This is a genomic window from Streptosporangium subroseum (assembly GCF_900188345.1).
Classification (GTDB): domain Bacteria; phylum Actinomycetota; class Actinomycetes; order Streptosporangiales; family Streptosporangiaceae; genus Streptosporangium; species Streptosporangium subroseum.
This window is the reverse complement of the sequence record NZ_FZOD01000016.1, coordinates 109001-135866: the sequence shown is the minus strand read 5'-3', so window position 1 is coordinate 135866 and position 26866 is coordinate 109001. Positions and strand designations below refer to the sequence as shown.

Sequence of the window (26866 nt, the reverse complement as noted above, 5' to 3'; positions counted from 1 at the left end):
GGCTTTACGCCTCCTGGGATACGGGTGGCAGGGTGAACCAATAGAACCCATGCCCAGGGAGAGTCAAAAGATACGGAAGTTCGCCAATCGCTGGAAAAGGAACTCCGCCCATGGTCTCGACGGGAATCGATCCCTCGAACCGGCGGAGGTCGAGCTCCACCGGTTGCGGGAACCGGGAGAGGTTGTTGACGCAGAGGACCCGGTCGTCGCCGTACTCCCGAACGTAGGCGAGAACGCTCGGGTTGGAGGAGTTCAGCTCGGTGTAGGCGCCGAGACCGAAGACCGGGTGACGCTTCCGGATGTCGATCATGCGCTTGGTCCAGTGCAGCAGGGAGCCCGAGCTCTTCTGCTGCGCCTCGACGTTGATCGCCTGGTACCCGTAGATCGGGTCCATGATGACCGGGAGATAGAGGCGCCCGGGGTCGCAGTCGGAGAACCCGGCGTTGCGGTCGGGGCTCCACTGCATCGGGGTCCTGACACCGTCACGGTCGCCCAGCCAGATGTTGTCGCCCATCCCGATCTCGTCGCCGTAGTAGAGCACGGGAGAGCCGGGCAGTGAGAGCAGCAGCGCGGTGAACAGCTCGATCTGGTTGCGGTCGTTCTCCAGCAGCGGGGCCAGCCGCCGCCGGATACCGACGTTGGCGCGCATCCGGGGGTCCTTCGCGTACTCCGAGTACATGTAGTCGCGCTCGTCGTCGGTCACCATCTCGAGCGTGAGCTCGTCGTGGTTGCGCAGGAAGATGCCCCACTGGCAGTGCTCGGGGATCTTCGGCGTCTGGGCCATGATCTCCGAGATCGGATACCGGGACTCCCGCCTGACCGCCATGAAGATGCGCGGCATCAGCGGGAAGTGGAACGCCATGTGGCACTCGTCGCCGCCGGTCGCCGGGTCGCCGAAGTATTCGACCACGTCCGCCGGCCACTGGTTGGCCTCGGCCAGCAGCACCCGGTCGGGATACAGCCGGTCGATCTCCGACCTGACCCGCTTCAGATACTGGTGGGTCAGGGGCAGGTTCTCGCAGTTCGTGCCGTCCTGCTCGAACAGGTAGGGGATGGCGTCCATCCGGAACCCGTCGATGCCGAGGTCCAGCCAGAACCGCAGCACCTCCAGCATCGCGTCCTGCACGTCCGGGTTCTCGTAGTTGAGGTCCGGCTGGTGGGAGAAGAACCGGTGCCAGTAGTACTGGCCCCGGACCGGGTCGTGGGACCAGTTGGACGTCTCGGTGTCGACGAAGATGATCCGGGCGTCCTTGTAGAGCTCGTCGTTGTCGTTCCAGACGTAGAAGTCGCCGAACGGACCCTCCGGGTCATGGCGGGAGGCCTGGAACCAGGGGTGCTGGTCGCTGGTGTGGTTCATCACCAGGTCGGCGATGACCCGCATACCTCGCTTGTGGGCCTCGTCCACCAATTTGACGAAGTCTCCGAGATCACCGAAATCCGGAAGGATTTTCATGAAATCCGCGATGTCGTACCCGCCGTCGCGGAGCGGTGACTCGTAAAGGGGCAGCAGCCAGAGACAGTCCACACCGAGCCACTGGAGATAGTCCAGTTTCTGGATGAGACCGCGAATGTCTCCGGTACCGTCCCCGTTGGAATCGGAGAACCCCCGAATGAGCACCTCGTAGAAGACGGCACGCTTGAACCAGTAGGGATCGCGCGGTTTTTCCTCGTCGAAGGTGTTCGGGATTGGCTCAGGTAGCTGACTCACCAGTGGACTCCCCGCTGTTCTGCCGGTATAGGCGTACCCGGCCGGCTCACCGCTGGTTCGCCGCCGCGGAACGCAAAGTGAAGACGTGCGCTGGGTGGATGTGGGGATCGAGGCGCACGTAGTTGGTCTCCCGCCAGCGATACGACTCGCCCGAAAGTTCGTCGTCCACGACGAACTCGGCGTGCCAGTCGAGACCGAGGGTGGGCATGTCCAGCGACACCGTCGCCTCATGGGTGTTGTGTGGGTCAAGATTCACAACCGCGAGGACCACGTCGCCCAGGCCGTGCCGTCGTGTGGCCGTGTCGTAGGCGCCGGGCAGTCGCTTGGAAAAGCAGACCACATCCGGATGGTCGACGCTGTGAAAACGTAGGTTACGCAATTCTTGGAGCGCCGGGTGCGCTCTTCGAAACAAATTGAGTTGGGTGATGAATGGGGCAAGGCTACGGCCTTCCCGCTCTGCCCCTACCCAATCGCGTGGTTTGTACTGATATTTCTCGCTATCTAGGTATTCTTCACTACCCGGTCGAATCGGAACATTCTCCGCGAGTTCGTATCCGGCGTAGACGCCCCAGGTCGGCATTGTCAGCGCTGCGAGAATCGCTCTGATATAAAATGCCGGGACACCACCATGCTGTAGATATTCATGGAGAATGTCCGGAGTGTTGACGAACACGTTCGGTCGCAGGAAGTGCGACGTCACGTGGGAGAGCTCGTTCAGGTAGTCCTCGACGTCGCTGCGGGAGTTCTTCCACGTGAAGTAGGTGTAGGACTGGTGGAAGCCGACCTTGGCCAGCGCCCGCATCATCGCCGGCCGGGTGAACGCCTCCGCCAGGAACAGTACGTCCGGGTCGGTGGAGTGGATGTCGGCCAGCAGCCGCTCCCAGAACGCCACCGGCTTGGTGTGCGGGTTGTCCACCCGGAAGATCCGTACGCCGTGGTCCATCCAGAGCCGCACCACGCGCTTGATCTCGTCGTAGATGCCCTTCGGGTCCTTGTCGAAGTTCAGGGGATAGATGTCCTGATACTTCTTCGGCGGGTTCTCCGCGTAGGCGATCGAGCCGTCGGCGCGGATGTTGAACCACTCCGGGTGCTCCTTGACCCACGGGTGGTCGGGCGCGCACTGCAGGGCGAAGTCGATGGCGACCTCCATGCCCAGCTCGCGCGTCTTGGCCACGAAGGCGTCGAAGTCGTCGAAGGTGCCGAGGTCGGGGTGGATGGCGTCGTGCCCGCCGTCCTCGGAGCCGATCGCCCAGGGCGAGCCCGGGTCGTACGGCTCGGGCGTCAGGGTGTTGTTACGGCCCTTGCGGAAACTGTGCCCGATGGGGTGGATCGGCGGCAGGTAGACGACGTCGAAGCCCATCTTCGCGACGGCGGGCAGCCGCTTCGCAGCAGTCGCGAAATTTCCGGACTTGGGGGCGGTGTCCCGCTCGACGATCGCGCCCTCGGAGCGCGGGAAGAACTCGTACCAGGACCCGAACAGCGCCCTGCGCCGGTCCACCCTGATCGTGCGCCTGGCCGACTTGGTCACCAGCTCCCTGAGCGGGTGGGTGCGGAGCAGGCCCAGCGTCTCGGGGAGCTGGGCCATCGCGAAGCGGGCGCGCGGGTCGATGCTCGTGTCGCGCAGCCTGGCCGCCACCGCCTGCAGCGCGGCCCGGTGTCCGCACACATGCTCCTGCGTGACCTTCAAGGCGGTCTTCTGCCGCCTGCCGGCCTGGGCGGCTGCTTTGCCGGTGGCCGTACCGCCGCTCACGGTCTTGCCGCTCACGGTCCTGCTGTCGACGGGTTTGCAGTCCGCGGGCCGTACGGCCCGCGCCGCGCGTTCGAAGAGCCGGGCGCCCTCCTCGCACATCAGGTCGGCGTCCATGCCGCGCGGGATCTTGATACCCGCGTCGTGCAGCCAGGTGGCCATGGGGTCGCCCCACGCCTCCACGCGGAAGTGCCACTCGCCCTCGGTGGGCAGCGTCACCTCGACGCCCCAGCGGTCCGTACCCGGTGCCAGTTCCCTCATGGGCAGCAGGGGTCCGCGTACGCCGTCGGGGCCGGTGAGTGCGGCTCCGGCGGCGACGGCGTCGTGTCCCTCCCGGAACACGGTCGCGGAGATCTCGAAGGTCTCACCCGCTGCGGCCTTGGCGGGGCGGCGCCCGCTGTCGACCGTGGGGTGAATGTCTTGGATTGGGATTCGTCCGATCATCGCGTCTCAAGGTAGCGGCGGCACGCCCGGTACCGCCGGAAGAAGCCGGCAAAGAAAGATCTTCGTTTTTCAAACATTCCGGTGACCGGGCTTGGGGCAAGGTGTAACCCTGCCTTCACCTGGATGACCACTCCCGGGGTGGAGGCTTATGACTCATAGGTCGTTGCCCCAATAGTCCATCTTCATGCGTGCCGGTGGAAGAGTGCGGGATCTCTTACTCTCCGGCGAGTTGAGCTAACACCCATCAACCCGCCTTTGTTGTGTTTGGGGCGTATTGATAGTGGTGAGAGGGAGACGCGTGAGTGTTTTGGTCGCCCTCGTGGCGCTGAGTAACTAGGGTCTGGCACCGTGAGAGCAATTCGTAGGTTCACCGTCCGCACTGTCCTGCCTCCTGAGCTGGCCTCCCTCAGCGAACTTGTGCTCAATCTGCGCTGGTCATGGCACCCCGAGACATTGGATCTTTTCGCCGAGGTGGACCCGGCCACCTGGGAGAGGGTCGGCCAGGATCCGGTCGCCATGCTCGGCGCCGTCGAGGCCGGTCGGCTGCGCGAACTGGCCGCCGATCGACGTTTCCTCCGACGGCTCGCCGACGCGGCCGACGATCTTCGCGAATACATGACCGCGCCCAGGTGGTACCAGACCATCTCCGACGCGCCCAAGGGCATCGCCTACTTCTCACCCGAGTACGGCATCGCCTCCGCCCTTCCACAGTACTCGGGCGGCCTGGGCATCCTGGCCGGTGACCACCTGAAGGCGGCCAGCGACCTCGGCGTGCCGATCCTGGCGGTCGGCCTGCTGTACAGGCACGGCTACTTCACCCAGTCCCTCTCGCCCGAGGGCTGGCAGCTGGAGCACTATCCCTCCCTCGACCCCGGTGGCCTGCCGCTGTCCCTCCTGAAGGGGGAGGACGGCGAGCCGGTACGGGTCACGATCGGCCTGCCCGAGCAGCGCGCGCTGCACGCCCAGGTCTGGGTGGCCCAGGTCGGCCGGGTCCCGCTGCTGCTGCTCGACTCCGACGTCTCCGAGAACGACGTCGCGGCCCGCGACGTCACCGACCGCCTGTACGGCGGAGGCACCGATCACCGCCTGATGCAGGAGCTGCTGCTCGGCGTCGGCGGCGTCCGAGCCATCCGGGCCTACTGCGAGGTCAGCGGCCACGCGGCCCCCGAGGTGTTCCACACCAACGAGGGTCACGCGGGCTTCCTCGGCCTGGAGCGCATCCGCGAGCTCACCGAGGCCAGACTCTCCTTCGACGAGGCCCTGGAGGCGGTCCGCGCCGGGACCGTCTTCACCACCCACACCCCCGTTCCCGCCGGGATCGACCGCTTCCCCGCCGAGATGATCGGCCGCCAGTTCGGCGGCGACAACGCGTGGCCCACGGTCCCCGTGGACCGCATCCTGGCGCTCGGCGCCGAGGACGAGCCGGGCAAGTTCAACATGGCCGCGATGGGCATGCGGCTGGCCCAGCGGGTCAACGGGGTCTCCGAGCTCCACGGTGCGGTGAGCCGGGAGATGTTCCAGGGTCTGTGGCCGGGATTCGACATCGACGAGATCCCGATCGGGTCCATCACCAACGGCGTGCACGCGCCCACCTGGGTCGGCCGCGAGATCATGGAGCTGGCCGGCAGGGAGCTGCCCACGCTGGTCGAGCGGGCACAGGGCTGGGAGAGCGTCAACAAGATCTCCGACGCCGACGTCTGGAGCATCCGAGGACGGCTGCGCAAGAGGCTGGTCGAGGCGGCCCGCCTGCGGCTCCGGCAGTCCTGGATCAACAGGGGAGCCTCGCCGCCCGAGCTCAACTGGATCGACGACGCGCTCGACCCGGATGTGCTGACCATCGGATTCGCCCGCCGGGTGCCCTCCTACAAGAGGCTCACCCTGATGCTGGCCGACGCCGACAGGCTCCGCTCGCTGTTGCTCGACCCCGACAAGCCGATCCAGATCGTGATCGCGGGTAAGGCCCACCCGGCCGACGAGGGCGGCAAGAAGCTCATCCAGCAGATCGTGAAGTTCGCCGACTCCGAGGACGTACGGCACCGCATCATCTTCCTGCCCGACTACGACATGGCCCTCGGCCAGCTGCTCGTCCAGGGCTGCGACGTGTGGCTGAACAACCCCCTCCGCCCCCTGGAGGCGTGCGGCACGTCCGGCATGAAGGCCGCGCTCAACGGCGGGCTCAACCTGTCGATCCGCGACGGCTGGTGGGACGAGTGGTACGACGGCACCAACGGCTGGTCCATCCCGACCGCCGACGGCGTCACCGACCCCGACCGCCGCGACGAGCTGGAGGCCACCGCGCTCTACGACCTGATCGAGCACGAGGTGGCCGACCGGTTCTACGACCGCACCGACGGCCTGCCCAGGCGCTGGCTGGAGATGGTCCGGCACACCCTGACCACGCTCGGCCCCAAGGTGCTCGCCGGGCGGATGCTCCGCGACTACGTGGTCGACCTCTACGCCCCGGCCGCCAGGTCGGCGCGTGTCCTGTCGAGTGACACATACGAGCAGGCCAAGAGCTTCGCCTCGTGGAAGCTCAGGGTCGGCCGGGCGTGGCCGGGGGTCCGGGTCGAGCACGTGGAGGCCTCGGGCCTGGGAGACACCCCCGAGCTGGGGGCGTCCCTGGAGCTGAAGGCCACCATCGCCCTCGGCGAGCTGGAGCCCGGTGACGTCCGCGTCCAGGCCGCCTACGGCAGGGTCGGGCTCCACGACGACCTGGTCACTCCGACCTACTCGGACCTGGCCGTGGAGGCGGACGGTGACGACGGCAGGGCGGTCTTCAGCGGGGTCGTCCCCCTGGATCGCACCGGGTCCTTCGGCTACACCGTCCGGGTCGTCCCCAACCATCCTCTGGTGGCGTCCGCCTCCGAGCTCGGTCTGATCGCGGTGCCCGAGGAGCCGGCGGGAATGACCAACGGCACCCTGCGCTGATCCCGGGGGTCTCCCGGAGGGCCGCGGACCTCCGGGAGACCCCGTGAATCTCAGGAGAACGACACCTTCACGTCGTCGGCCCTGACGAACATCACCCGGTGGCCGAACTGGATCTGGTAGTACCGCAGCCCGCCCCGGACCATCTGATGCTGCGACGTGTCGAAGGTCACAGCTCGGTAGTACTCACCCTGGGCGGCCAGGCCGAGGGTGTAGCGCTCGCCCGCCGAGAGCGTGTACTGCAGCGGGGTGATCGCCTGCACCGGCACGTTCGCCGGGTAGGCCTCGGGCTCCGGATACGCCCTGCCGTACACCGGGATGCTCGTGAGCCCCGGCCGGGGCGTGACCACCAGGCCGGGGGAGGGGACCGCCGTGGGATGCCTCGCGGGGTTGTGGAACCAGGCTCTCTGGCCCAGGTACCAGATCGCCGTCCAGTCGCCCCGCCGGTCGGCCACCGCGTAGCGCTGGCCGGTGGTGGCACGGGCGCTGTGGTCGTAGACGCTGTAGAGCGAGTCGCCGGTCGGGTGCTTGCCGATGTCCTTGACCAGCGGGGCGTCCTCGCGCGGCTCGGTGCGCAGCCACACCGAGGAGGACCCGTGCGGCGGGCAGGCGGCCGACGGGCTGGCGCCGTCGCAGCCGTAGTAGTACGGCTGGTGGGTGGCGTAGTCCGGCAGGATCATCACCGACCCCGCGTTGCGGGCGCCGGAGGAGTGCAGCGGCCTGCCGAGCAACTCGAAGTAGTGCGCCCAGTCCCAGTAGGGGCCCGGGTCCTCGTGCATGCCGGAGACGGTGCTCGGCAGGGTGCCCGGCACGTTGTCGTGGCCGAGGATGTGCGCGCGGTCCAGCGGGATGCCGTACCGCTGGGTCAGGTAGCGCACCAGCTTGGCCGAGGTGCGGTACATCGCCTCGGTGTACCAGGCGCCGCCCTGGGCGAGGAAGCCCTCGTGTTCCAGGCCGATGGACTTGGCGTTGACGTACCAGTTGCCGGCGTGCCAGGCGACGTCCTTGGTCTTCACGTGCTGGGCGATGTGCCCGTCCTGGGAGCGCAGCGTGTAGTGCCAGCTCACATAGGTGGGATCCTGCACCAGCTTGAGCGTCGGGTCGTACAGCGTCTCGGTGTCGTGGATGACGATGTAGTCGATCTTCTGGGTCGACGGCCGGTCGGACAGGTCGTGGTTGCCGTAGTCGCCGGCGCCGAACTCCTCGTAGGGAGCGGGAATCCACTCGCAGGAGACCGTGGGCGGGCACTCGACGCCGCTCCCGCCGTGCTTCCTGAGGCCCAGGCGGTGCAGCCGGCTCTCCAGCGGCCGCAGGTCCCCCGCGGCACGCAGCCGTACACGCTGGCCGTCGCCGGTGACCCTGTCGGCGCCGGAGCGGATCGTGGCGTAGACCTCGTCCGCGAACGCCTTGGCCGCGCTCTCGTCGGACGCCCCGGAGTATCGCGCCACGGCTCCGTACCACGCGGCGGGTTCGCCGCCGAGCGGGGCGCCCAGCTGTTTCTGGTAGTCGGCCAGCAGCGCTGCGCCCCCGCGGATGTTGACCGCGTCGTCCCCGCGGAGCCTCTCCTCGCTCTCGCCGGTCAGCTCCGCCGCGCGCTCCAGCGTGCGCAGCGAGGCGGGGATCTCCGCCGGGACGGCCGTCTCCACGGGGTGCCTGGCCGCTCGGGCGTCGTCGCCGCGGGGGTCCTCGCCGGGGCCGGTGTGGTGCTGCGGGGTCCGCAGCAGGGCGGCGGCGTCGGTCAGGTGCATCGGGCCGAAGCCCCCGGAGGTGCTCGGCAGGCCGGCGTTGGCGTCCCAGCGGGACTCCAGGTAGGAGACGCCGAGCAGGACGTTCTCGGGCACGCCGTAGGCCTTGGCCGCCTCGGCGAAGGCCGCCTGCCGGTCGCCGGGGGCGGCCTGGCCGGCGAGCGCCGTCCGGGGCGGCGCTCCGGCCGAGAGGGGTCCGGCCGGAGCGGAGGCCGAGAAGGGTCTGACCGGGGCGGAGGCCGAGAAGGGTCTGACCGGGGCGGAGACCGGGAGAGGGCCGGTCAGCGTGCCGGCGGAGGCGGGCTGTATCAGGGCGAGGCCGCCGGCGGCCACTACGGCCGCGACCGCCGATCGAAGGGGAGTCGATCGTCGCATGGGGGCTCCTGGACTGGGGGATCCGGTGCAGCCAGACTGCGAAGTAAAGATCGCACTGTCAATAAGTTTCTTCACATTGACGATCGTCAAAGAAGAATTTCTTCGCGATGCGGATTGGCGGCGCGACACACCACCGAGAGGAACGCGGATTTTGTCATCAGCGGGTGTCGGGCCGTATGGGCCCGTCACCACCCGGCGTGCCTCCCGTGACCACTCCGCCGGACGCCTCGTCGAGGGCTTGGCCCTCCTTGCGCGCCGCGCGCCGGCATCTCACCGATCGGCATCGTTCATGATCGGCGAGATATCGGAGCGCGGCGGCGCGGACGTTGGTCTCTGGGAGTCGTCCGGACCCGGGGCGACCGTGGGGAGCTCAGCCGTTGACCTCCAGGGCCGTCCGGACCGCGGATTCCAGGGCGCCCTCGATCCAGGAGTGCTTCAGTGAGGTGTGCTCGCCGGCGAAGTGCAGCCGGCCCTCGGGAACCGCGATGGCCGGGTGGATCTCGGTCATCTGGCCCGGGGTGAAGACCGCGGCCTCGCCGAAGGCGTAGCGGTTGCGCAGCCAGCTCTGGGTCTGGCCGCGGCCGGTGTAGAACTCCACGATGCGGTCCCCGTGCACCTCCTGCAGCCCTCGCAGCGCGTAACCGTAGCGCTCGGCGTCGTCCATCGAGTCCCAGCGGGTGGCGTCGTCGGCCCAGGCGTAGCTGGCCAGCACGACGCCGCCGTCGCTGCCCGGCACCGGGTGCGAGGGGAAGTAGATGAACCGGTTGGCGTTGTCGGTCACCGAGCCGCCGCCCGCCACGTGGCTGAGGGATCCGGGGCGGTAGCGGGAGCCGAGCTCGCGCTTCCAGTCCTGCTCGGTGAACTCCCACCATCGCCTGCTGAACTCCAGCAGCACCTTGGTCGCCGAGTCGTAGTGAAGCTCGATCACCGCGCGCCGCTTCTGGTAGGAGAGGGCCGGGGCGATCTCCACGTGGCGCAGCGCGGAGAACGGAATCGTGATGATCGCGAGATCCGCCTCGAAGGTCTCGGCCCGGCCCTGCGGCGTGGAGTCCGACTCGGTGCTGCCCCTCTCGGTGACCGTCTCGACCCGCACCCCCCGGGCCGTGTGCTCGATCCGTACGGCCCGGCGGTCCATCCGGAGGTTGTCGCGCAGACCCGGTGCCAGCCGATAGGGCAGCTCGCGGCTGCCTCCGGCCATCTCCCAGTAGGTCGCGGACGCGTTGACCAGGCTCCGGGTGAGGAAGGTGTGCATGAACGACAGCGGGAGCCGGGAGGTCAGGTTCTCTATGGTGCCGATGGCGTCGACCGCGGCGGCGCTCAGTTTGGCGTGCTCGGTGAGGAAGCGGTTCATGGAGTAGCCGTCGAACTCGTACATCACCCGGGCCCAGCCCTCGATCAGCGCGGGCAGCGGCTTGTCGACCCGTCCCGAGCCGCGCACGACGGAGATGTGGTCGCGGACGGGGTCCAGCGCGTCGTCCAGGATCTTTCCCGCGGTCCGGGCGTCCTTCAGCCCGAACGAGGCGTTGATCTTGCGCGGGTCTCTGGCGTACTCGTCGCGTCGCTGGGCGATGCCGTTGACCCGGATCCAGGTGTTGTTCGTCTTCTCCGGAGCCCTGAACTCCCCCCGGGAGGGGCCGGAACGCCAGACCTTCCCGTCGTGGGAGGTGTAGACGACGGGCGGCGTCGGGCCCGCGGCCTCGGCGCCGGGCCGTACGTCCACGTTGTAGAACAGCCGGCGGGAGATCCCGAGCTTGTCGATCAGCGCCAGCGTGAGCGGGTGGAAGTCGGGGATGCGCATCGCCCCCGCCTCGGCGTACTGCCGCCGGTCGGCGAATCCCGTCCGGAAGGTCTTGATCCGGCCGCCGATCCGGTTGCCGTTGGCCTCGATGACGGTGACGTGGTGCCCGGCCTCCTTCAGCAGCGTGGCGGTCACCAGCCCGGAGATCCCGGCGCCCACGATCAGCACCTTCTTGGGGGCGCGGGTTCTGGGCAGGCCTCTGTCGATCAGCGTCCGGAGGTATTCGAGCTTGAGGTCCGACCCGTCCTCGCCGACCAGCAGCAGATCCCGTGCCACGTCCATACAGGTGTTCCAGCGCTCTCCCCTGTGCGGCGCCCGCACGGTGGTCGCGGCGGCCTCGCCCGTGATCGAGCCCACGACCGACCCCACGGCGCCCAGTCCGGCCAGTTTGGCGAACCCGCGCCGGTTGATACCTGTCACTACGGCCTCTTTCCCGATGGTCACTCTGGGTAGGTGAATGACTACTATCGGGTCAAGCGTTGGTAATGCCAGGTTCCCGTCGGCTGGTGCTCCAACCGGTGAGGGCAAGGGTTTTCCCATCGGGACCTCCGTGCGCCGCGCGCAGGACGCGAAGGGCCGGGCGGTGCGCGGGTGGCGGGGCCTTCGCCGGGAGTTCGCCTGGGGGTCGTGGGGACGGTGCGCCTGTCGGAGGACGACGTTTCCGCAGGTCATGATGAGAGTGGAGGTTGCAGGGGAAGTGCCGTTTTTGTTCATATCTATCCGATTTGGGGCAGATAGAGGGGGCGAGGAAGCTCACGAATTCCGGAGAAGACATTGGACGCCTGGACATTCGAAGGCCAGCCCGGTGCGCTGGGCGACACCACGGTCACTCTCGTGGAGGGTGGTTCGTTCTGTGTGTCCGCACGCAACGGCGACATCGTGCAAGGGGGAGCTCAGGGGGTCTACCACGCCGACACCCGGTTGCTGTCGCGCTGGGAGCTGCGCGTGGACGACTGCCCGATCGAGGCGCTCCGCGTGCTCGCGGGCGAGCCGTACCACGCGACGTTCCTCGGCAGGGCCTGCCCCCGTCCCGGACGGGTGGAGAGCACCCTGCTCGTGATCAGGGACCGCTATGTCGGCGGGGGCCTTCGCGAGGATCTGACCCTGCGCAATCTGGCCGACGAACCGGCCGGATGCGTGGTCGACATACAGGTCGCCTCCGACGTGGCCGGTCTGTTCGAGGTGAAGTCGGGCCGGGTCCAGCACGTGGCCGACGTGGAGGTGACCACCGACAGGTCGGGGCTGCTGATCGTCTCCGCCACCCGGCGCCGCGGCACCAGGATCGTGGCCGAACCCGCGCCGTTCGCGGTGCCGGGCAAGCTCATCTTCCGGGTCGTCGTCCCCGCGCGCGGCGAATGGACCGTCAGCCTGCAGGTCAACCCCATCCTGGAGGGGGAGGAGTCGCCCGCCTGGTTCTCCACCCACCACCCGCTCGAATACGCCGAGCCCGCCAGGCGCCGTGCCGACTGGGACCGTCTCAGCTCGACCATCACCACCTCCAACCGCGCCTTCTCCCAGGTCCTGCACCGGTCCAGGGAGGATCTCGGGGCGCTGCGGATGTTCGATCCGAGCGTGCCCGACGAGCCGCCGACGATCGCCGCGGGCGCACCGTGGTTCATGACCCTGTTCGGCCGCGACTCGCTGCTCACCTCGTGGATGGCGCTGCCGCTGGACCAGTCTCTGGCGATCGGCACCCTGCGCCGCCTGGCCAGGTTGCAGGGCACCGTCGACGACCCGCTGACCGAGGAGAAGCCGGGCAAGATCCTGCACGAGCTCCGCTTCGGGCCGCAGTGCGCCGACTCCTCGGAGGGTGGCCGCGCCTACTACGGCTCGGTGGACTCCACCCCGCTGTTCGTGATGCTCCTGGGTGAGCTGCGCCGGTGGGGCGTGCACGAGGAGGTGGTCGAGCAGCTCCTACCGTACGCCGACGCCGCCCTCGGCTGGATCCGCAGGTCCGCCGACCCGTTCCTGTCCTACCAGCGCAACTCCGACCAGGGCCTGATCAACCAGGGATGGAAGGACTCCTTCGACGCGATCAACTTCGCCGACGGCACCCTCGCCCGCGCGCCCATCGCCCTGGCCGAGGTCCAGGGTTACGTCTACGCCGCCTACGTCGTACGCGCCTACTTCGCCCACCACGTCGGTGACAGCGCGCTGGAGGAGGAGTGGTTCACCCGCGCGACGCGGATCCGGGAGGAGTTCAACGAGCGGTTCTGGCTGCCCGACCGGGGCTACTACGCCATCGGTCTCGACGGCGCCGGACGTCCCATCGACAGCCTCGCCTCCAACATGGGGCACTGCCTGTGGACCGGCATCGTGGACGAGGACAAGGCGCCCTCCGTCGCCGAGCGCCTGCTCTCGCCGGAGATGTTCACCGGGTACGGCGTGCGCACCCTCGCCTCCGACATGGGCGCCTACAACCCGATGAGCTACCACAACGGCTCGGTCTGGCCACACGACAACGCCCTGATCGCCGCCGGCCTGATGCGGTACGGCTTCGCGAAGGAGGCACAGCGGATCGTGTACGGCCTGCTGGACGCGGCCGAGGTCTTCGGCTGGCGGCTGCCGGAGCTGTTCTGCGGGTTCGACCGGGCCGAGTTCGCCTGGCCGGTGCCGTATCCCACCTCGTCCTCTCCTCAGGCCTGGGCCGCCGCGAGCCCCATCCAGCTGGTCCGCACCCTTCTCCGCCTCGAGCCGTGCATTCCCTACGACCGGGTGTGGCTCGACCCCGTCGAGCTGGAGAGCCTGCGCATCACGGGGCTCCCGCTCGCGGGCTCCCGGGTCACGATCGACGTCGGCGAGGAGGGTGTCGCCGTCGCCGGGCTGCCGGAGGGGATCGCGCTGATCAACGAGCCACGCGGCCCCACGACACCCGCTCCGTCGCAGGTCTGCTGACCAGGTCCGCCGAACAGATCCACCGAACGGATCCGCTGAACAGGGTCACTCTCCCCTCGGTTGTCCCATCCGAAGATGTTCGAGGCGAGGTTGACATGACTTCTTCAAACGTTCGCCCATGGTCTGAGGGAATGCGCATCGTGATGGTCGCGCCGCCCTGGTACGACGTGCCCCCTCTGGGCTACGGGGGCATCGAGGCGATGATGGCCGATCTGATCGCCGGGCTGGCCCGGCGCGGGCACGACGTCACCCTGATCGGGGCGGGCAACTCCGGCACCTCCGCACGTTTCCTGCCCACCTACGACCAGACGCCCTCCGAGCGGATCGGGGAGTCGATGCCCGAGGTTCTGCACGCGGCCAAGGCGTACAGCATGACCCTGAAGCTTGACGCCGACATCATCCACGACCATTCGCTGGCTGGGCCGCTGACCGCGCCCGGGCAGATCGTGCCGACCGTGGTCACCTGTCACGGCGAGGTGGACGGTGAACTCGGCGAGTACTACCGGGTGCTCAACGAGACGGTGTCGCTCGTCGGCATCTCCGAGGCCCAGCGGCGGATCGCCCCGGACCTGAGCTGGGCGGGGGTGGTCCACAACGCCGTCGACGTCTCGTCCTTTCCCTACAGGGGGCACAAGGAGGACTGGGTCCTGTGGCTCGGCAGGTTCAACGAGGACAAGGGCGCGCACCTGGCCATCGATGCCGCCCGCGCGGCCGGACGGCGGATCGTCCTCGCGGGCAAACTCACCGAACCGGTGGAGCACCGATACTTCGAGGAGCACGTCAAGCCCCGGCTCGGTCCCGACGCCGAGTACGTCGGCCAGGCCGACGCCGACCACAAGCGCCAACTGCTGGCGAGGGCCCGCTGCCTGCTCTTCCCCATCCTCTGGGAGGAGCCGTTCGGCATGGTCATGATCGAGGCCATGGCCTGCGGCACCCCCGTGGTCGCCCTCGCCAGGGGGGCCGTGCCCGAGGTGATCGTGGACGGGGTCACCGGTTTCATCCGGAGCGATCCCGCGGAGCTTCCCGCGGCCATCGAGGCGATCGGCAGGCTCGACCCCCTGCACTGCCGGGCCCATGTCGAGCGTTGCTTCGACGCCGAGGTGATGGCCCGCGGATACGAGGGGATCTACCGTCAGGTGATCGCCGGTCTGACCACGCGCCCCGGAAACGCCGAGGAAACCGGGGACCTGGTCATGCCCATCAACTAGAGCGCGCCCTATGTTGGGTGGCGGCATTCCTGTGCGGCCGTGTGCCGGCGTGATCGCGCGCCGGCACATCGGTGTCGGTGCGCCGCGGTTCGGCGCGCCGGTGTCAGGGGTGTTCGGCAACGGAGTTCTCGGCGGAAGGCGGAAGGACGTTCATGGGCGAGTTCGTGCGGGTGGAGACGGCTGACGGGATCGCGACGATCAGGCTCGATCGACCGAAGATGAACGCGCTCAACCGGCAGGTCCAGCTGGAGATCGCCGAGTGCGCCCGGCAGGTGGACGCCGACCCCGGCGTGTACGCCGTGGTCGTCTACGGCGGGCGGGTCTTCGCGGCGGGTGCCGACATCAAGGAGATGGCCGACATGTCCTACGCCGACATGGTGGTGCACTCGGCGGTGCTGCAGGACTGCTTCACCACGGTTGCGAAGATCGGGAAGCCGGTCGTCGCGGCCGTGACCGGCTACGCCCTCGGTGGCGGCTGCGAGCTCGCCCTGTGTGCCGACGTTCGCATCGCGGGTGAGTCGGCGAAGCTCGGCCAGCCCGAGATCCTGCTCGGCATCATCCCCGGCGCGGGAGGCAGTCAGCGGCTGCCCCGGCTGATCGGCCCGGCCAAGGCCAAGGACCTCATCTTCACCGGCCGCCACGTGTCCGCCGACGAGGCGCTGCGCATCGGCCTGGTGGACAGGGTCGTCCCCGACGACGACGTCTACACCGAGGCCGTCGCCTACGCCGCCCAGTTCGCCGGCGGCCCCGCCCTGGCTCTGCGCGCCGCCAAGCAGGCCGTCGACCACGGTCTCGAGGCCGACCTCGACACCGGCCTTGAGATCGAGCGCCTGCAGTTCTCGGGGCTTTTCGCCACCGACGACGCCAAGATCGGTATGAAGGCGTTCGCGGAGAAGTCCAAGGCCACGTTCACCGGTCGCTGACCCATGCGCCGAGCCCGGCCGGCTGTTGGGTTTGGTCAGGTTTGGCCGTGCGTTGCCGGTATCGTGCCGGATTATGGTGCGGTTGGTGAAGCGTGCGCTGGTTCCTGCCCGGTTGCGACGGGTGGTGCTCGGATGGTTTGACTCCAGATATATCTCCCGAGCCGATCATCGGCAGGACATCAAGGACGCGCTCTGGGAAGTCCAGACGCTGGGCAGGGAGATCGTTTCGCTGCGCGCCGAGGTCGGTGAGCTGCGGGCGCAGGTGGACAAGGTCCGGCTCGATCCGATCCGGGCGAAACGCTGGGACGACGCCCACCGGCTCTCCGAGGAGACCGCGGTCGCCATGGACGGTGTCCTCCAGAACGAGGTGCTGCTCTGGCAGGCCGTGGACCGTCTCTCGGCGGGACCGGCGGGACCGGCGGGACCGGCGGGCTCGGCGGACACCGTGACCTCTGAGGGCTCGGCGGACACCGTGACCTCTGAGGGCTCGGCGGTCTCCGTGGGCTCGGCGACCGCGGTGACCACCGCCGGTCTTTCCGGCTCCTCGGGGAGTGCCGCATGAGGGTGACCTGGACGGCCGACGGCGGCGTCTGGCATCTGACCTTCCGGCTGGACCCCGAGGACGCCATCACCGGGTTCTGCGCCGACGGCCAGCCTCTGAAGCTGGCCACGAACTCCTTCCGGGTCGAGCTGCCCCGCAAGCCGTACGACATCCACCCCGATCTTCTGGCCCTCGCCGCGTGGACCGTCGTCGCGCCGTGGACCCGGCGCCGGATCGTCTTCGACCGGCCGATCTCGGCGGAGCTCGCCACGGCGATCCAGTCGGGCTGGGGGATCGAGGCGGGACCCATCGGCGGGCAGTCGCGTTCCGGCGGCAGGCTGGCGATCTCCTACAGCGGCGGCGCCGACTCGGCGGCGGTGGCCGCGATGCTGCCGGACGCGCCGTTCGTTCACTTCCAGCGGGTCTCTCACCCGCGCGTGCCCAACCGCTGGAGCCACTACCGCTCCGACGTCCTGGCCGCGCTGGCCGGCAAGACCGGACGCGATCTCACCGTCGTCCGCTCCGATCTGGAGTTCACGCTCGCCGAGCCCCGTCCCGGCTACCCCGAGCACCACGCGGTGGCCGCGGGGGCGCTGCTGCTGGCCGACGAGCTCGATCTGGGGGGTCTGGCCTTCGGCTACGAGCTGGGCTCGCGCTGGCTGGGGGGCGACCGTTACCTGCGCCGATACACCCCCGACAACCTGATGTGGGCCTCGCACGGCGCCTGGGGCCGGGCGTTCGCCGCGGCCGGCCTGCACATCGTGCTCCCGGTGGGAGGGGTGAGCGAGGCCGTCACCATGCGGATCGCCCTCGGCTCCACGCTGCGCGAGCAGGTCCGCTGGTGCCTGCGCGGGGTGAGCGGCCCGTGCGGGACCTGCGGGAAGTGCCTCTACAAGGAGCTCATCCACGCCGCCGTCGAACGCCGCCCGCTGCGCACCACGATCGGCCCCGGCCGCCCGGTCGCGCGCAAGTGGCAGGAGCCCCCGCCGTACGGCGGGCAGGAGATGATCGAGTACGGCTGCGCACGCGTGCCCGGCATCGAGGACACGGCCTTCGGCAAGGCCGCGGGATTCCTCGGCGCGACCGAGGCCTCGACCGCCTGGCTGGATCACTGCTACCCGCCCGCGATCGAGGAGATCCCCGAGCCGTGGCGTAAGCAGATCCGCGATTTCATGGACGTCGAGGTCGGGTTCATGAACGAGGATGAGGCACGACGCGTCGAGACCTGGGGGATGTCGTGAAGGTGTATGTCTCGGTGGACATGGAAGGCGTCACCGGGCTGACCGACCCGGAGGAGATGCACGCCGGAGGCCGGGGCTACGAACGCGGCTGCGAGCTGATGACCGCCGACGCCAACGCGGTCGTCCAGGGCGCCTTCGACGCCGGAGCCGAGGCCGTGCGCGTCAACGACGCCCACGGCTCGACCAAGAACCTCAGGATCGACCTGCTCGACGAGCGGGCGACCCTGATCAGGGGTCCCGGCAAGCCGCTGCGCATGGGCCAGGGGCTCGACGAGAGCTACCGGGTGGCCTGTTTCGCCGGCTACCACGCGCGGGCCGGGGTCCAGCACGGCGTCCTGAACCACACCTGGATGGGCAAGGAGATCCAGAACCTCTACCTCAACGGCGAGGTCTGCGGCGAGACCCGCCTGGTCGCGTCGTTCGCCGGATCGCTCGGCGTGCCGGTGGCCCTGGTGACCGGGGACGAGGCGGTCTGCGAGGAGGCCCGCGAACTGCTCGGCGACGTCGAGACCGTCGCGGTCAAGGACGGCGTCGACAGGTTCTCCGCCGAGCTCCTGCCGCCCGCCGTCGCCCAGGCCCGCATCCGCGAGGCCACCGCCCGCGCGCTCGGCCGGGTGACCGACTTCCGCCCCTTCACACCGGAGCCCCCGTTCACCCTCGGCGTCGAATGGAACTCCACCGCCATTGCCGCCGGCTGCGCGATCATCCCCGGCGTGACGTCGGCAGGGCCCCGCCACACCGAGTTCGTCACCGATGACTTCTCCCAGATCATGGCGCTGCTGGGCCTCTTCGCCATGATCGGCGGCCAGGTCGCCTGCGGCAGCGGAGTGTACGGCTGACCTTCCCCGACCGCTGATCTCCCCCGACCGCATCGACCTTTTCCCGACCGAGGGCCGCTGATCCCCCTGACCGAAGACAAGAGCCCGTCATGGTTGACGTCCTCCCCCGAAAACACAACAAGTGCAGCCTCCCCGCGCCGGACGTCCGATGAGGACGAGGAATCGCCATGAGTGAGAACAGGGCCCTGACGCGCAGGGCGCTGCTGGTCGGCGTGGGGGCCGCCGGGGGCGCCGGGGCCATGTTCGCGGCCATGGGCGCGCTGGGTCTCGCCCCCGACTCCCAGGAGAAGAGCTTCGTTCCCCCGCAGCCCTCCGACTTCTCCCTCAGCGGCAGGGCCGCGGCGAAGGTGGTGATCCTCGGCGGGGGGGTCGCCGGGCTGACCTGCGCCTACGAGCTGGGCAAGGCCGGATACGACTGCACGATCCTGGAGGCGGCCGACCGGGTGGGAGGCAGGAACCTCACGCTGCGCGGCGGGGACCGGCTGGCCGAGATGGGCGGGGAGACGCAGACGGCGGGGTTCGAGGAGGGGACCTACTTCAACGCGGGGCCCGGGCGGATCGCCCCGTGGATGGTCACCATGGACTACTGCCGCGAACTGGGCGTTCCCATCGAGACGTTTGTCAACAACAACGCCTCGGCGTACGTCTACACGCAGGGGATGACGGCCCCGATCCGCTCCCGCACGGCTCGGGCCGATTTATACGGATATGTCGCAGAATTGCTGGCCAAGGCCACCAATGCGGGCGCCCTGAACCGGCGGCTCACGAAAGACGACCGCGAGCGGCTCTCGGAGTTCCTGCGGCGCTTCGGCGACCTCGGCCCCGACCTGGGTTACCACGGCTCCACGCGTCGCGGCTTCGAGACCTACCCCGGGGTCGCGGACGGCGTCCCCATCGCCGGTCCGTCCTCCCTGAGGGCCGTGCTCGCCGCGGGCACGGGCCGGGCGATCACCAATGACTTCGGCTACGACCAGGCCACCCCCATGTTCCAGCCGGTGGGCGGGATGGACTCGATCGTGACCGCCCTGGTCAAGGCGGTCGGGCGGGATCGGATCAGGACGAGCACCCGGGTCACCGGGGTCAAGAACCTGCCCGACGGCGTCGAGGTCACCCATCAGGGCGGCACGTTCAAGGCCGACTACTGCATCGCCACCCTGCCGCCCCACCTGTTCGCGCGGCTGCCGCACAACCTCGGCGCCCCGGTCACCGCCGCGCTCCGCACCCCCGCCCCGGTCGCCGCGGGCAAGATCGGCCTGGAGTACGGCAGGCGCTGGTGGGAGATCGACGACCGGATCTACGGCGGCATCACCGAGACCGACCTGGACATCACCCACATCTGGTACCCCTCGTACGGCTACCACTCCAGGAGCGGCCTGCTGGTCGGCTACTACAACTCCGACGAGAACGCCGAGCTGTACGGCAAGCTGCCCCACGCCGGCCGCCGCAGCCGCGCGCTCACCCAGGGCAAGAAGATCCACGGAGAGAAATACCGCTCCGAGCTCCGTTCGAGTCTCTCGATCGCCTGGCAGCGCCAGCCGTACATCGAGGGGGGCTGGACCACCTGGCCTTCCTACCAGGGCGCCTTCACCCTGCTCCAGCGCCCGGCGGGCCGGGTCTACTTCGCCGGCGACTGGCTCACCCACCTGATCGCCTGGCAGGCCGGGGCGCTGGAGTCCGCGAGGAGGGCCGTCACCGACCTCCACAGCCGGGTTCTCCAGGCGACCTCCTGACCTCCCGTCCAGCGGTCGTACTCTCTAGAGCAGAGAATCCGAGGGAGACGACGATGGCGATGACGATCGGAACACTGGACTGGGCGAACGCCGGTGACCGGCTGGATCTGCTGGCGGACCCGGTGGCACAGGCGATCGGCGACCTCGAAGGGGTCGAGGTCGCGGAGATCGATCCGGCGCTGGCGGACACGGCGGCGTTCTGCGAGCGGTACGGAGTGGACATGGCCGAGTCGGCCAACTGCGTGATCGTGGCGGCCAAACGGGGTGGGGAGGTCCGCTACGCGGCGTGCATGGTGCTCGCGACCGCGAGGGCGGACGTGAACGGGGTGGTCCGGCGGCACCTGGACGCGCGGAAGATCTCGTTCGCGCCGCAGGAGGACGCGGTCAGGCTCACCGGGATGGAGTACGGCGGGATCACTCCGCTGGGGCTGCCCGAGGGCTGGCCGGTGCTGGTGGACGAGGCGGTGGCCAACCACCCGGGGGTCGTGATCGGCAGTGGCGTCCGCCATTCCAAACTGGCACTTTCCGGTGCCGTCCTGGCCGGGCTGAAGACGGCGGAGGTGCTTCGCCTGGCGCTGTGAAGCCAAAATGATATTAAGTGGTGGAGGGAATCGGGAAACCGTCGGGTCTCGCTAGACGTTATTGAGTCGAAGAATGTGGCCCGATGGTTCATCTCGTGGGCGGTGCCTAAGCCGATATGGTGCTTCATGCCATGAAACAGGACGACCGGTTGGGCCCCTACCGGCTGCTACGGCGGCTTGGTGAGGGGGGTATGGGCGTAGTTCACCTCGCTGTCGACCCCCAGGGGCGGCAGGTGGCGGTGAAGGTTCTTCGCGCTGAGGTGGCGGGCGACGACGTCGCGCGTCGCCGTCTTTCGCGCGAGGTGGAGACCATGCGGAGGGTGCGCAGCGAATACATCGCCGAGGTGCTCGACGCCGACGTGACCGGGCATCGGCCCTACATCGTGACCCGATACATCGCGGGCCCGCCGCTGGACGAGGTCGTCAAGCAGGACGGCCCCATGGAGCTGCCCGCGCTGCTCAAGATCGCGAAAGGGGTGGCGTCGGCGCTCGCCGCCGTGCACTCCGTCGGAGTGATCCACCGCGATCTCAAGCCGGGCAACGTGCTCATTCTGGACGGCCAGCCCGTCCTCATCGACTTCGGCATCGCGCAGGCCGTGGACGCCACCCGGCTGACCCAGACCGGCATGTTCATCGGCACGCCCGGCTACCTCGCCCCCGAGATCATCGAGGGTCACGAGGCGGGCCCCGAGGTCGACGTGCACGCCTGGGCGGGCACGCTGGTCTTCGCGGCCACCGGCCAGCCGCCCTTCGGCAAGGGCACGCTGGAAATGATCTTCTACAACATCACCGCGGGCAAGGCGAACGTGGACGCCGTCCCGCGGGAGCTCCAGCCGGTGCTGCGTGCGGCGCTGCAGCGTGACCCGGCCAAGCGGCCCAAGGCCGCCGAGCTGGCCGCGCAGGTGGAGCGCCTGTCGCCGGGCACCGGCCGGGCCAAGATGCCCGACGAGATCTCCACGCTTCCGCAGCTCGACGACTCGAGCCCCGACGCCGGGGGCGCCCCGGGACGTCCCGCCGGCCAGGGAGGCCGGACCGGCCGCGGAGGCCCAGACGCGCCCGTCCAGGCGGACCCCGGCGACGTGCCGACCCCGGTGGCCTCCCGTCCCTCGGTCCCCTCGCCCACGCCGTGGCCCCCGGCCCCGGTGGCCCAGCCGCGCGAATACGTCTCGCTGCTCGGCCAGGAGGCTCCCGACCAGGGAGCCGCCCCCCGGGTGACGCCCGAGGAGGCTTCCGATCCGGCGGCCACCCGCCGGGTGACGCCCGAGGAGCTGCGGCAGCTCGCGGCGGCCCAGCAGAACGTCTACGACATGCCCACCGGGATGCTCAGCCCGGAGGACATCCCCACCCGCGGCCCCGCCGTCCGCAACCAGCCCAGGCCGGGCGGCAACCCCGCCAACCCGATCAACCCGGCCAACCCGGACGCCGCCGACCGGCAGGGCGCCACCAAGCCGGTGCCCGACGGCGACATCCCGACCCAGCGGGTCCGCCCTCAGGACCTGCAGGAATACATCCGCAACCACCCCCCGCAGCCCGGTTATCCCGGGCAGCCGAACACCCCGGCCGCGAACGCGCCCGCCTCTCCGCCGCCGCCGTATCCGCAGCGCCAGGTCTCGTTCGAGCAGACGCCGCACGTCCGGCCGCCCGCACAGGCGTCGCCGCCGCCCTACCCGTACTCGCAGCCGCAGCAACCCCAGCAGCCCCAGCAGCAGTCGCCTTCGCAGGGTGCGTTCCATCCCGGCCAGCGGCCGGGCCACACGCTGCAGCGTTCGAAGGCGTACGGCGTGGCGAGCGCGCTGATGCTGGTCGTCATGGCGGTCGCGGCCGTCATGGCACCGGTCATCGTCGCCGTGGTGGTGATCCCGGTCGCCATCCTGCTGCGCGCCGCCGACATCGCCCAGCCCAAGCTCAGCGCCCGCCGGGCGGCGGGAGCGGCGGCGGCCGACGTCCTCAGGGTGATCGGCCAGCCGGCCGCGCTCCTGAAGTCGGTGGGCATCACCGTCGCGCTCGTGCCGTACGCGCTGATCCTCGGCCTGCCGGTGACGCTGCTGCTCACCGTGCTGGTCGGAACGATGCCGACCCCCTACACGTTGAGCTGGGGCACGGCGGTCGCGCTGTGGACCATCTGCGCAGGTCCTGGAGTTGAGGGTCCCAGCCGCCAGATGCGACGTACGCTGGCATCACTGCTGCCGTCCCGGAGCGCGGCGATGATCGTGGCCGCGGTGCTGGGCGCGGTGGCGGCGCTCATGGTCTTTCTCGCGATCGGGACCGTGGACAAGAACGCTCGACCGGCCGTCTGGACGCCGGTCGATGTCGGAACGGTGGTGCACGAGCTGGACGGACTAAGAAAGAAGGCGGCGTGATGGCGGGGGACACGCAAGCGCCTGAGCGACTTGGCCCATACCGGTTGCTCAGAAAGATCGGCGAAGGTGGCATGGGGGTCGTCCACCTGGGGCTCGACGAGGATGGGCGCGAGGTGGCCGTCAAGGTCCTGCACCCGCACGTGGCCGCCGATCTCAAGGCTCGCGACCGGCTCACCCGCGAGGTGGAGACCATGCGGCGCGTGCGCAGCCCCCACGTCGCGGAGGTGCTCGACGCCGAGCTGACGGCCAAGCAGCCCTACATCGTGACCCGGTTCGCCCCGGGGCGCACGCTGGAGGAGACCGTCCTCGAAGACGGCCCGCTCCCCGCCGACCAGGTGATCCGCCTGGCCGAGGGCATGTGCGCCGCGCTGGTGGCGATCCACGCCGCCGACGTCGTCCACCGCGACTTCAAGCCGTCCAACGTGATGATCGTCAACGGTGACCCGCTGGTCATCGACTTCGGCATCGCGCACCTGGTCAACGCCACCCGGCTGACCCAGACCGGCATGTTCGTCGGCACCCCCGGCTACCTCGCCCCGGAGATCATCCGGGATTCCGAGATCACCCAGGCGGCCGACGTGCACGCGCTGGCCTCGACGGTCTTCTTCGGTGCGACGGGCAAGCCGCCGTTCGGCACGGGCAGCTTCGAGGTCGTCTGCTTCAACATCATGGAGGGCCGGGCCAACATCGACCTGGCCCCCGCCTGGCTGCGCGCCTGGCTCAGGCAGGCACTGGCCGTCGACCCCACCGCCCGGCCGAGCGCGGTGGCGCTGCACCGGATGGCGCGTGCCCTCGACCCCACGGTGACGGTCTTCCACGACACCCCGCCCACCGCCGCCCACGAGAGCGGCACGAGGGCGCTCAACGCCGACGGCACCAGGGTTCTGGACGGCCAGGCCCCGACCCCGCCCCCGCCTTCGCCTTCACCGAACGGCACCCGGGCGCTGCCCCACGAGGGGACCTATTCCGACCTGCTCCCGCCGGTGGAGTACGCCAAGCCGGAGCGGCGCGAGCGCAGGCCCAGGTCCGAGCCGACCCGGCCCTCCGCCGGATCCTCGCCCCAGCAGGGCCGGTCCGCCACCGGCTCTCCGCCTCCCTATACGCCGGCGTCCAAGCCGCCTCCCTACGTTCCGGCCCCGCCCTCGGCCCAGGTGGGGTTCGCCCCGCCGCCCCCGCCGTACGCCGACCAGCGGGTCGCCGGATATCCGGCCCCGCCGCCGACCGGCCAGGCCAGGCCGTACGCGCCGCCGCCCCAGTCTCAGCTCCGGCCCCACACTCCGCCGACCCAGCCCCGCACCCCGCCGGAGGACCGCCCGCGCTACCGCACGGGTCACCCGCTGGCCGCGGGGCTGCTGCTGACGATTCTGGTCGCGCTGGCCTGCGTGCTGCCGGTCGTGGTGAGCGCGTTCGCGCTGGTGGCGGCGCTCTGCCTGCGCGTGGGCGAATACCTCTTCGGTGACCTGGCACAGCGCCGTTCGATACGTGGGAACAGCGCCACCGACCCCCTGCTCGCGCTGCTCGGCGCCCCGTGGGCGCTGATCAAGGCGGGCCTCGCGACGCTGGTCACGGCTCCGCTGGCCGCGATGTTCGGCATGTGCGTGTGGGGCGGGCTGGTCTATGTCGGGCAGATGAAGACCAATCCGGCCGCCGCCTACGCGGCGGGCGCGTTCGTGGCCGGGCTGTTCGTGCTGCCCGGTGGGGGCAAGCCCCGCAAGGCCGTGTCCCGCACGCTGACCGGGGTGATCCGCAGCCCCGGCGCGGCCATGGTGACCACGATCGCCCTGGGCACGCTGGCGTTCTTCGCGGTGATGGCCGTGGTGAGCGTGTCACCCTCCTTCGCGCCGTGGGACGCGCCGACCGATGTGATCGACAAGCTGCACGACGAGTGGACGAGGGCGGCGAACGACAGCGCGATGGGCGTGCTCGACCTCATCGGCGGTCTTGTCGACGACCTGATGAACAGCCTCGGCTTCGGTTTCCTGACCTTCTGGAAGTGAGCGTCGCGTCCTGACCTTCCGGAGGTGGGGATCTTCTCCGCGCCCCTCCGGGAGTGAGTGTCGTGCCATCGCTCCCGGGCCCGATGGGATCCATGGTCGACGGGAAACGTCTGGCGTGCGTCTCGTGTCCGCAGGTGGGCGAGTTCTCGGTGTCCCCCCGTGCGGGATCGCCGACTCTACGGCACCATGGATGACATCAGGCCGGAAGGAGTCGCATGGTTGCGCCGGACGGTGAACGCCTTGGCCCGTACCGCCTCCTGTCAAAACTCGGGGCGGGAGGCTTCGGCGAGGTCCACCTCGCGCTGGATCCCGAGGGGCGCACGGTGGCGGTCAAGATCCTGCACCCGCAGGTCGCGGCCGACGCGACTGCCCTCACCCGGCTGGCCCGCGAGGTGGAGACCATGCGGCGTGTCCAGGGCCCGCACATCGCCGAGGTCCTGGACGCCTCGATGGAGGGCGCCCGCCCCTACCTGGTCACCCGCTACGTGCAGGGACGTCCGCTCAGCGCGGTGGTCTCCGGTGACGGGCCGATCGGAGACGACGATCTCGTACGGCTGGCGTGCGGCCTGGCCGAGGCCCTGACCGCGATCCACGCCACCGGGGTCGTTCATCGCGACCTGAAGCCCGCCAACGTGATCCTGACCGACGGCGAGCCGGTTGTCATCGACTTCGGCATCGCCTGCGCGCTCGACTCCCCCTCGGTCACCACGGCGGGAGCGATCCTCGGCACGCCGGGCTACCTGGCGCCCGAAGTGCTGGAGGGTGCGGATTCCGGGGCGGAGGCCGACATCTTCTCCTTCGGTGCGACTGCGGCCTACGCGGCCACGGGGCGGCATCCGTACGGCACGGGCCCGGCCTCGGCGGTCGGCTATCGCGTCGTCCACCACCCTCCCGATCTGGAGGGCGTGCCCGGCTGGCTGGAGCCGCTGCTCCGGGAGTGCCTGCTGCGCGACCCGGCCGCCCGGCCGTCCGCGAGCATGCTCCTGGTCCGTCTGAGCGCCGCCCCGGTCGTCCAGGCAGTGATTTCGGGGGGTCCACGGGGTCCGGGGGGTCCGCCGGGCTCGCCGGCCCCACGCACTCGTTCGGCCTTCGCCACCGCCCCGTTCCAGGATGTCGCCGGGTTCAAGGGAGCACCGGCCGCCGGGCGGCGGGACGCCCGGGCCGGGGGCGCCCGGAGCCCGGGCGCCCACGTCCAGGACGCGCAGGTCCAGGACGCCCACGTTCAGGATGCGCGGATCCAGGAGGTGGCCCTTCAGGCGGAGAAGGGCGGAATGCAGGACCTCACCACCCGGCAGTGGCGTCCGGGCCGTCGGCCGCAGCCCGGCAGGCCCTCGCCTAAGGAGGCCCGCGAGCACCGCAGGGCCGTTGTGCACCGCCGCTGGGTCGTCGGCACCGGCCTGCTCGTGTCCCTGATGGCCGCGGCGGCCAAGGGCCCGCTGCCGGAGGTGTCGCTGCTGCTCCTGACCGGATACGGGCTGGTGATGCTCGCCGACGGGGGGATCGCCCTGTTCGCCCGCCAGAACCGCTCGCGCATGATCATCGATCTCGCCAGTGCCGCCGGCACCGTCGGGTTGTGGGCCGTTCTCGGCACGTTCTTCAGCACGCTCACCCTGGCGCTGGCCCTGGGGACCGTCGTCTTCGTCCTGGTCGCGATCCTGGTCGGCAGCTGAGCCGCAGGCCCGTACGTCGCGTCGATCCCCGCGCAGATTCCGGAATATAGTTCGGTATGGTGGGGAGGACAACCGACCGGGCAGGTCATCCGGGCGTACGGCGCAAGCCGTGCAACCTGGCGATTTGCGCCTAAGCTAC

16 protein-coding genes are annotated in these 26866 nt (G+C 69.7%); 12 read left to right on the top strand and 4 right to left on the bottom strand.

All coding sequences use genetic code 11. The annotated features are described in order from the left end of the window. Positions 1-4: 4 nt before the first annotated feature. Together treS and CHC08_RS18315 are read right to left on the bottom strand one after the other, a co-directional pair. Entirely contained in the window at positions 5-1708 is a 1704-nt protein-coding gene (treS, locus tag CHC08_RS18320) for a maltose alpha-D-glucosyltransferase (RefSeq protein WP_089208514.1), read from the bottom strand. A gap of 46 nt (positions 1709-1754) precedes the next feature. Continuing rightward, positions 1755-3899 (bottom strand): alpha-1,4-glucan--maltose-1-phosphate maltosyltransferase, encoded by a 2145-nt coding sequence (locus tag CHC08_RS18315; protein WP_089208513.1) that lies wholly within the window; start codon positions 3897-3899, stop codon positions 1755-1757. 348 nt (positions 3900-4247) lie between these two features. On the opposite strand from CHC08_RS18315, the gene glgP reads away from it, so the two are divergent. Next, positions 4248-6827, top strand: a complete 2580-nt coding sequence (glgP, locus tag CHC08_RS18310) for an alpha-glucan family phosphorylase (RefSeq protein WP_089208512.1) — start codon at positions 4248-4250, stop codon at positions 6825-6827. Between the two features lie 50 nt (positions 6828-6877). Here glgP and CHC08_RS18305 read toward each other — a convergent pair whose 3' ends face one another. Next, a complete protein-coding gene (locus CHC08_RS18305) occupies positions 6878-8944 on the bottom strand; it encodes an N-acetylmuramoyl-L-alanine amidase (RefSeq protein ID WP_143653262.1) in 2067 nt (688 codons plus the stop codon). Positions 8945-9314: 370 nt separating this feature from the next. After that, on the bottom strand, positions 9315-11162 hold the full coding sequence (locus CHC08_RS18300) for a flavin monoamine oxidase family protein (RefSeq protein ID WP_218825354.1): 1848 nt from the start codon (positions 11160-11162) through the stop codon (positions 9315-9317). Positions 11163-11516: 354 nt separating this feature from the next. Between CHC08_RS18300 and CHC08_RS18295 the strand changes: the two genes are divergently transcribed. From CHC08_RS18295 to CHC08_RS18245, 11 genes are all read left to right on the top strand, one after another. Continuing rightward, a complete protein-coding gene (locus CHC08_RS18295) occupies positions 11517-13637 on the top strand; it encodes an amylo-alpha-1,6-glucosidase (protein ID WP_089208510.1) in 2121 nt (706 codons plus the stop codon). Positions 13638-13768: 131 nt separating this feature from the next. Next, positions 13769-14845 (top strand): glycosyltransferase family 4 protein, encoded by a 1077-nt coding sequence (locus CHC08_RS18290; protein ID WP_245878395.1) that lies wholly within the window; start codon positions 13769-13771, stop codon positions 14843-14845. 152 nt (positions 14846-14997) lie between these two features. Beyond that, entirely contained in the window at positions 14998-15768 is a 771-nt protein-coding gene (locus CHC08_RS18285; protein WP_089208508.1) for an enoyl-CoA hydratase/isomerase family protein, read from the top strand. Between the two features lie 85 nt (positions 15769-15853). Beyond that, positions 15854-16330: a hypothetical protein gene (locus CHC08_RS18280; protein WP_179282099.1), complete on the top strand. Its 477-nt coding sequence runs from the start codon at positions 15854-15856 to the stop codon at positions 16328-16330. Further along, complete coding sequence (locus CHC08_RS18275) at positions 16327-17550, top strand: DUF6395 domain-containing protein (protein WP_089208507.1); 1224 nt, start codon at positions 16327-16329, stop codon at positions 17548-17550. Before CHC08_RS18280 ends, CHC08_RS18275 begins: the two co-directional genes overlap by 4 nt. Continuing rightward, complete coding sequence (locus CHC08_RS18270; protein WP_089208506.1) at positions 17547-18389, top strand: M55 family metallopeptidase; 843 nt, start codon at positions 17547-17549, stop codon at positions 18387-18389. The genes CHC08_RS18275 and CHC08_RS18270 overlap by 4 nt, the downstream gene beginning before the upstream one ends. Before the next feature lie 167 nt (positions 18390-18556). Then, a complete protein-coding gene (locus CHC08_RS18265; protein WP_089208505.1) occupies positions 18557-20119 on the top strand; it encodes a flavin monoamine oxidase family protein in 1563 nt (520 codons plus the stop codon). Positions 20120-20178: 59 nt separating this feature from the next. Beyond that, complete coding sequence (locus CHC08_RS18260) at positions 20179-20700, top strand: YbaK/EbsC family protein (protein WP_089208554.1); 522 nt, start codon at positions 20179-20181, stop codon at positions 20698-20700. Between the two features lie 131 nt (positions 20701-20831). Further along, positions 20832-23060, top strand: a complete 2229-nt coding sequence (locus tag CHC08_RS51550) for a serine/threonine-protein kinase (RefSeq protein ID WP_089208553.1) — start codon at positions 20832-20834, stop codon at positions 23058-23060. After that, positions 23060-25057, top strand: coding sequence for a protein kinase domain-containing protein (locus tag CHC08_RS18250; protein WP_089208504.1), 1998 nt, complete (start codon positions 23060-23062; stop codon positions 25055-25057). The genes CHC08_RS51550 and CHC08_RS18250 overlap by 1 nt, the downstream gene beginning before the upstream one ends. A 215-nt stretch (positions 25058-25272) precedes the next feature. Beyond that, on the top strand, positions 25273-26727 hold the full coding sequence (locus tag CHC08_RS18245; RefSeq protein ID WP_089208503.1) for a serine/threonine-protein kinase: 1455 nt from the start codon (positions 25273-25275) through the stop codon (positions 26725-26727). Positions 26728-26866 lie beyond the last annotated feature (139 nt).

Excerpts from the sequence above, each read along its gene's own strand:
- CHC08_RS18315 (WP_089208513.1), bottom strand. The coding sequence starts at position 3,899 with ATGATCGGACGAATCCCAATCCAAGACATTCACCCCACGGTCGACAGC.
- CHC08_RS18305 (WP_143653262.1), bottom strand. The coding sequence starts at position 8,944 with ATGCGACGATCGACTCCCCTTCGATCGGCGGTCGCGGCCGTAGTGGCC.
- CHC08_RS18290 (WP_245878395.1), top strand. The coding sequence starts at position 13,769 with ATGCGCATCGTGATGGTCGCGCCGCCCTGGTACGACGTGCCCCCTCTG.
- CHC08_RS18285 (WP_089208508.1), top strand. The coding sequence starts at position 14,998 with ATGGGCGAGTTCGTGCGGGTGGAGACGGCTGACGGGATCGCGACGATC.
- CHC08_RS18275 (WP_089208507.1), top strand. The coding sequence starts at position 16,327 with ATGAGGGTGACCTGGACGGCCGACGGCGGCGTCTGGCATCTGACCTTC.
- CHC08_RS18265 (WP_089208505.1), top strand. The coding sequence starts at position 18,557 with ATGAGTGAGAACAGGGCCCTGACGCGCAGGGCGCTGCTGGTCGGCGTG.
- CHC08_RS18260 (WP_089208554.1), top strand. The coding sequence starts at position 20,179 with ATGACGATCGGAACACTGGACTGGGCGAACGCCGGTGACCGGCTGGAT.
- CHC08_RS51550 (WP_089208553.1), top strand. The coding sequence starts at position 20,832 with ATGAAACAGGACGACCGGTTGGGCCCCTACCGGCTGCTACGGCGGCTT.
- CHC08_RS18250 (WP_089208504.1), top strand. The coding sequence starts at position 23,060 with ATGGCGGGGGACACGCAAGCGCCTGAGCGACTTGGCCCATACCGGTTG.
- CHC08_RS18245 (WP_089208503.1), top strand. The coding sequence starts at position 25,273 with ATGGTTGCGCCGGACGGTGAACGCCTTGGCCCGTACCGCCTCCTGTCA.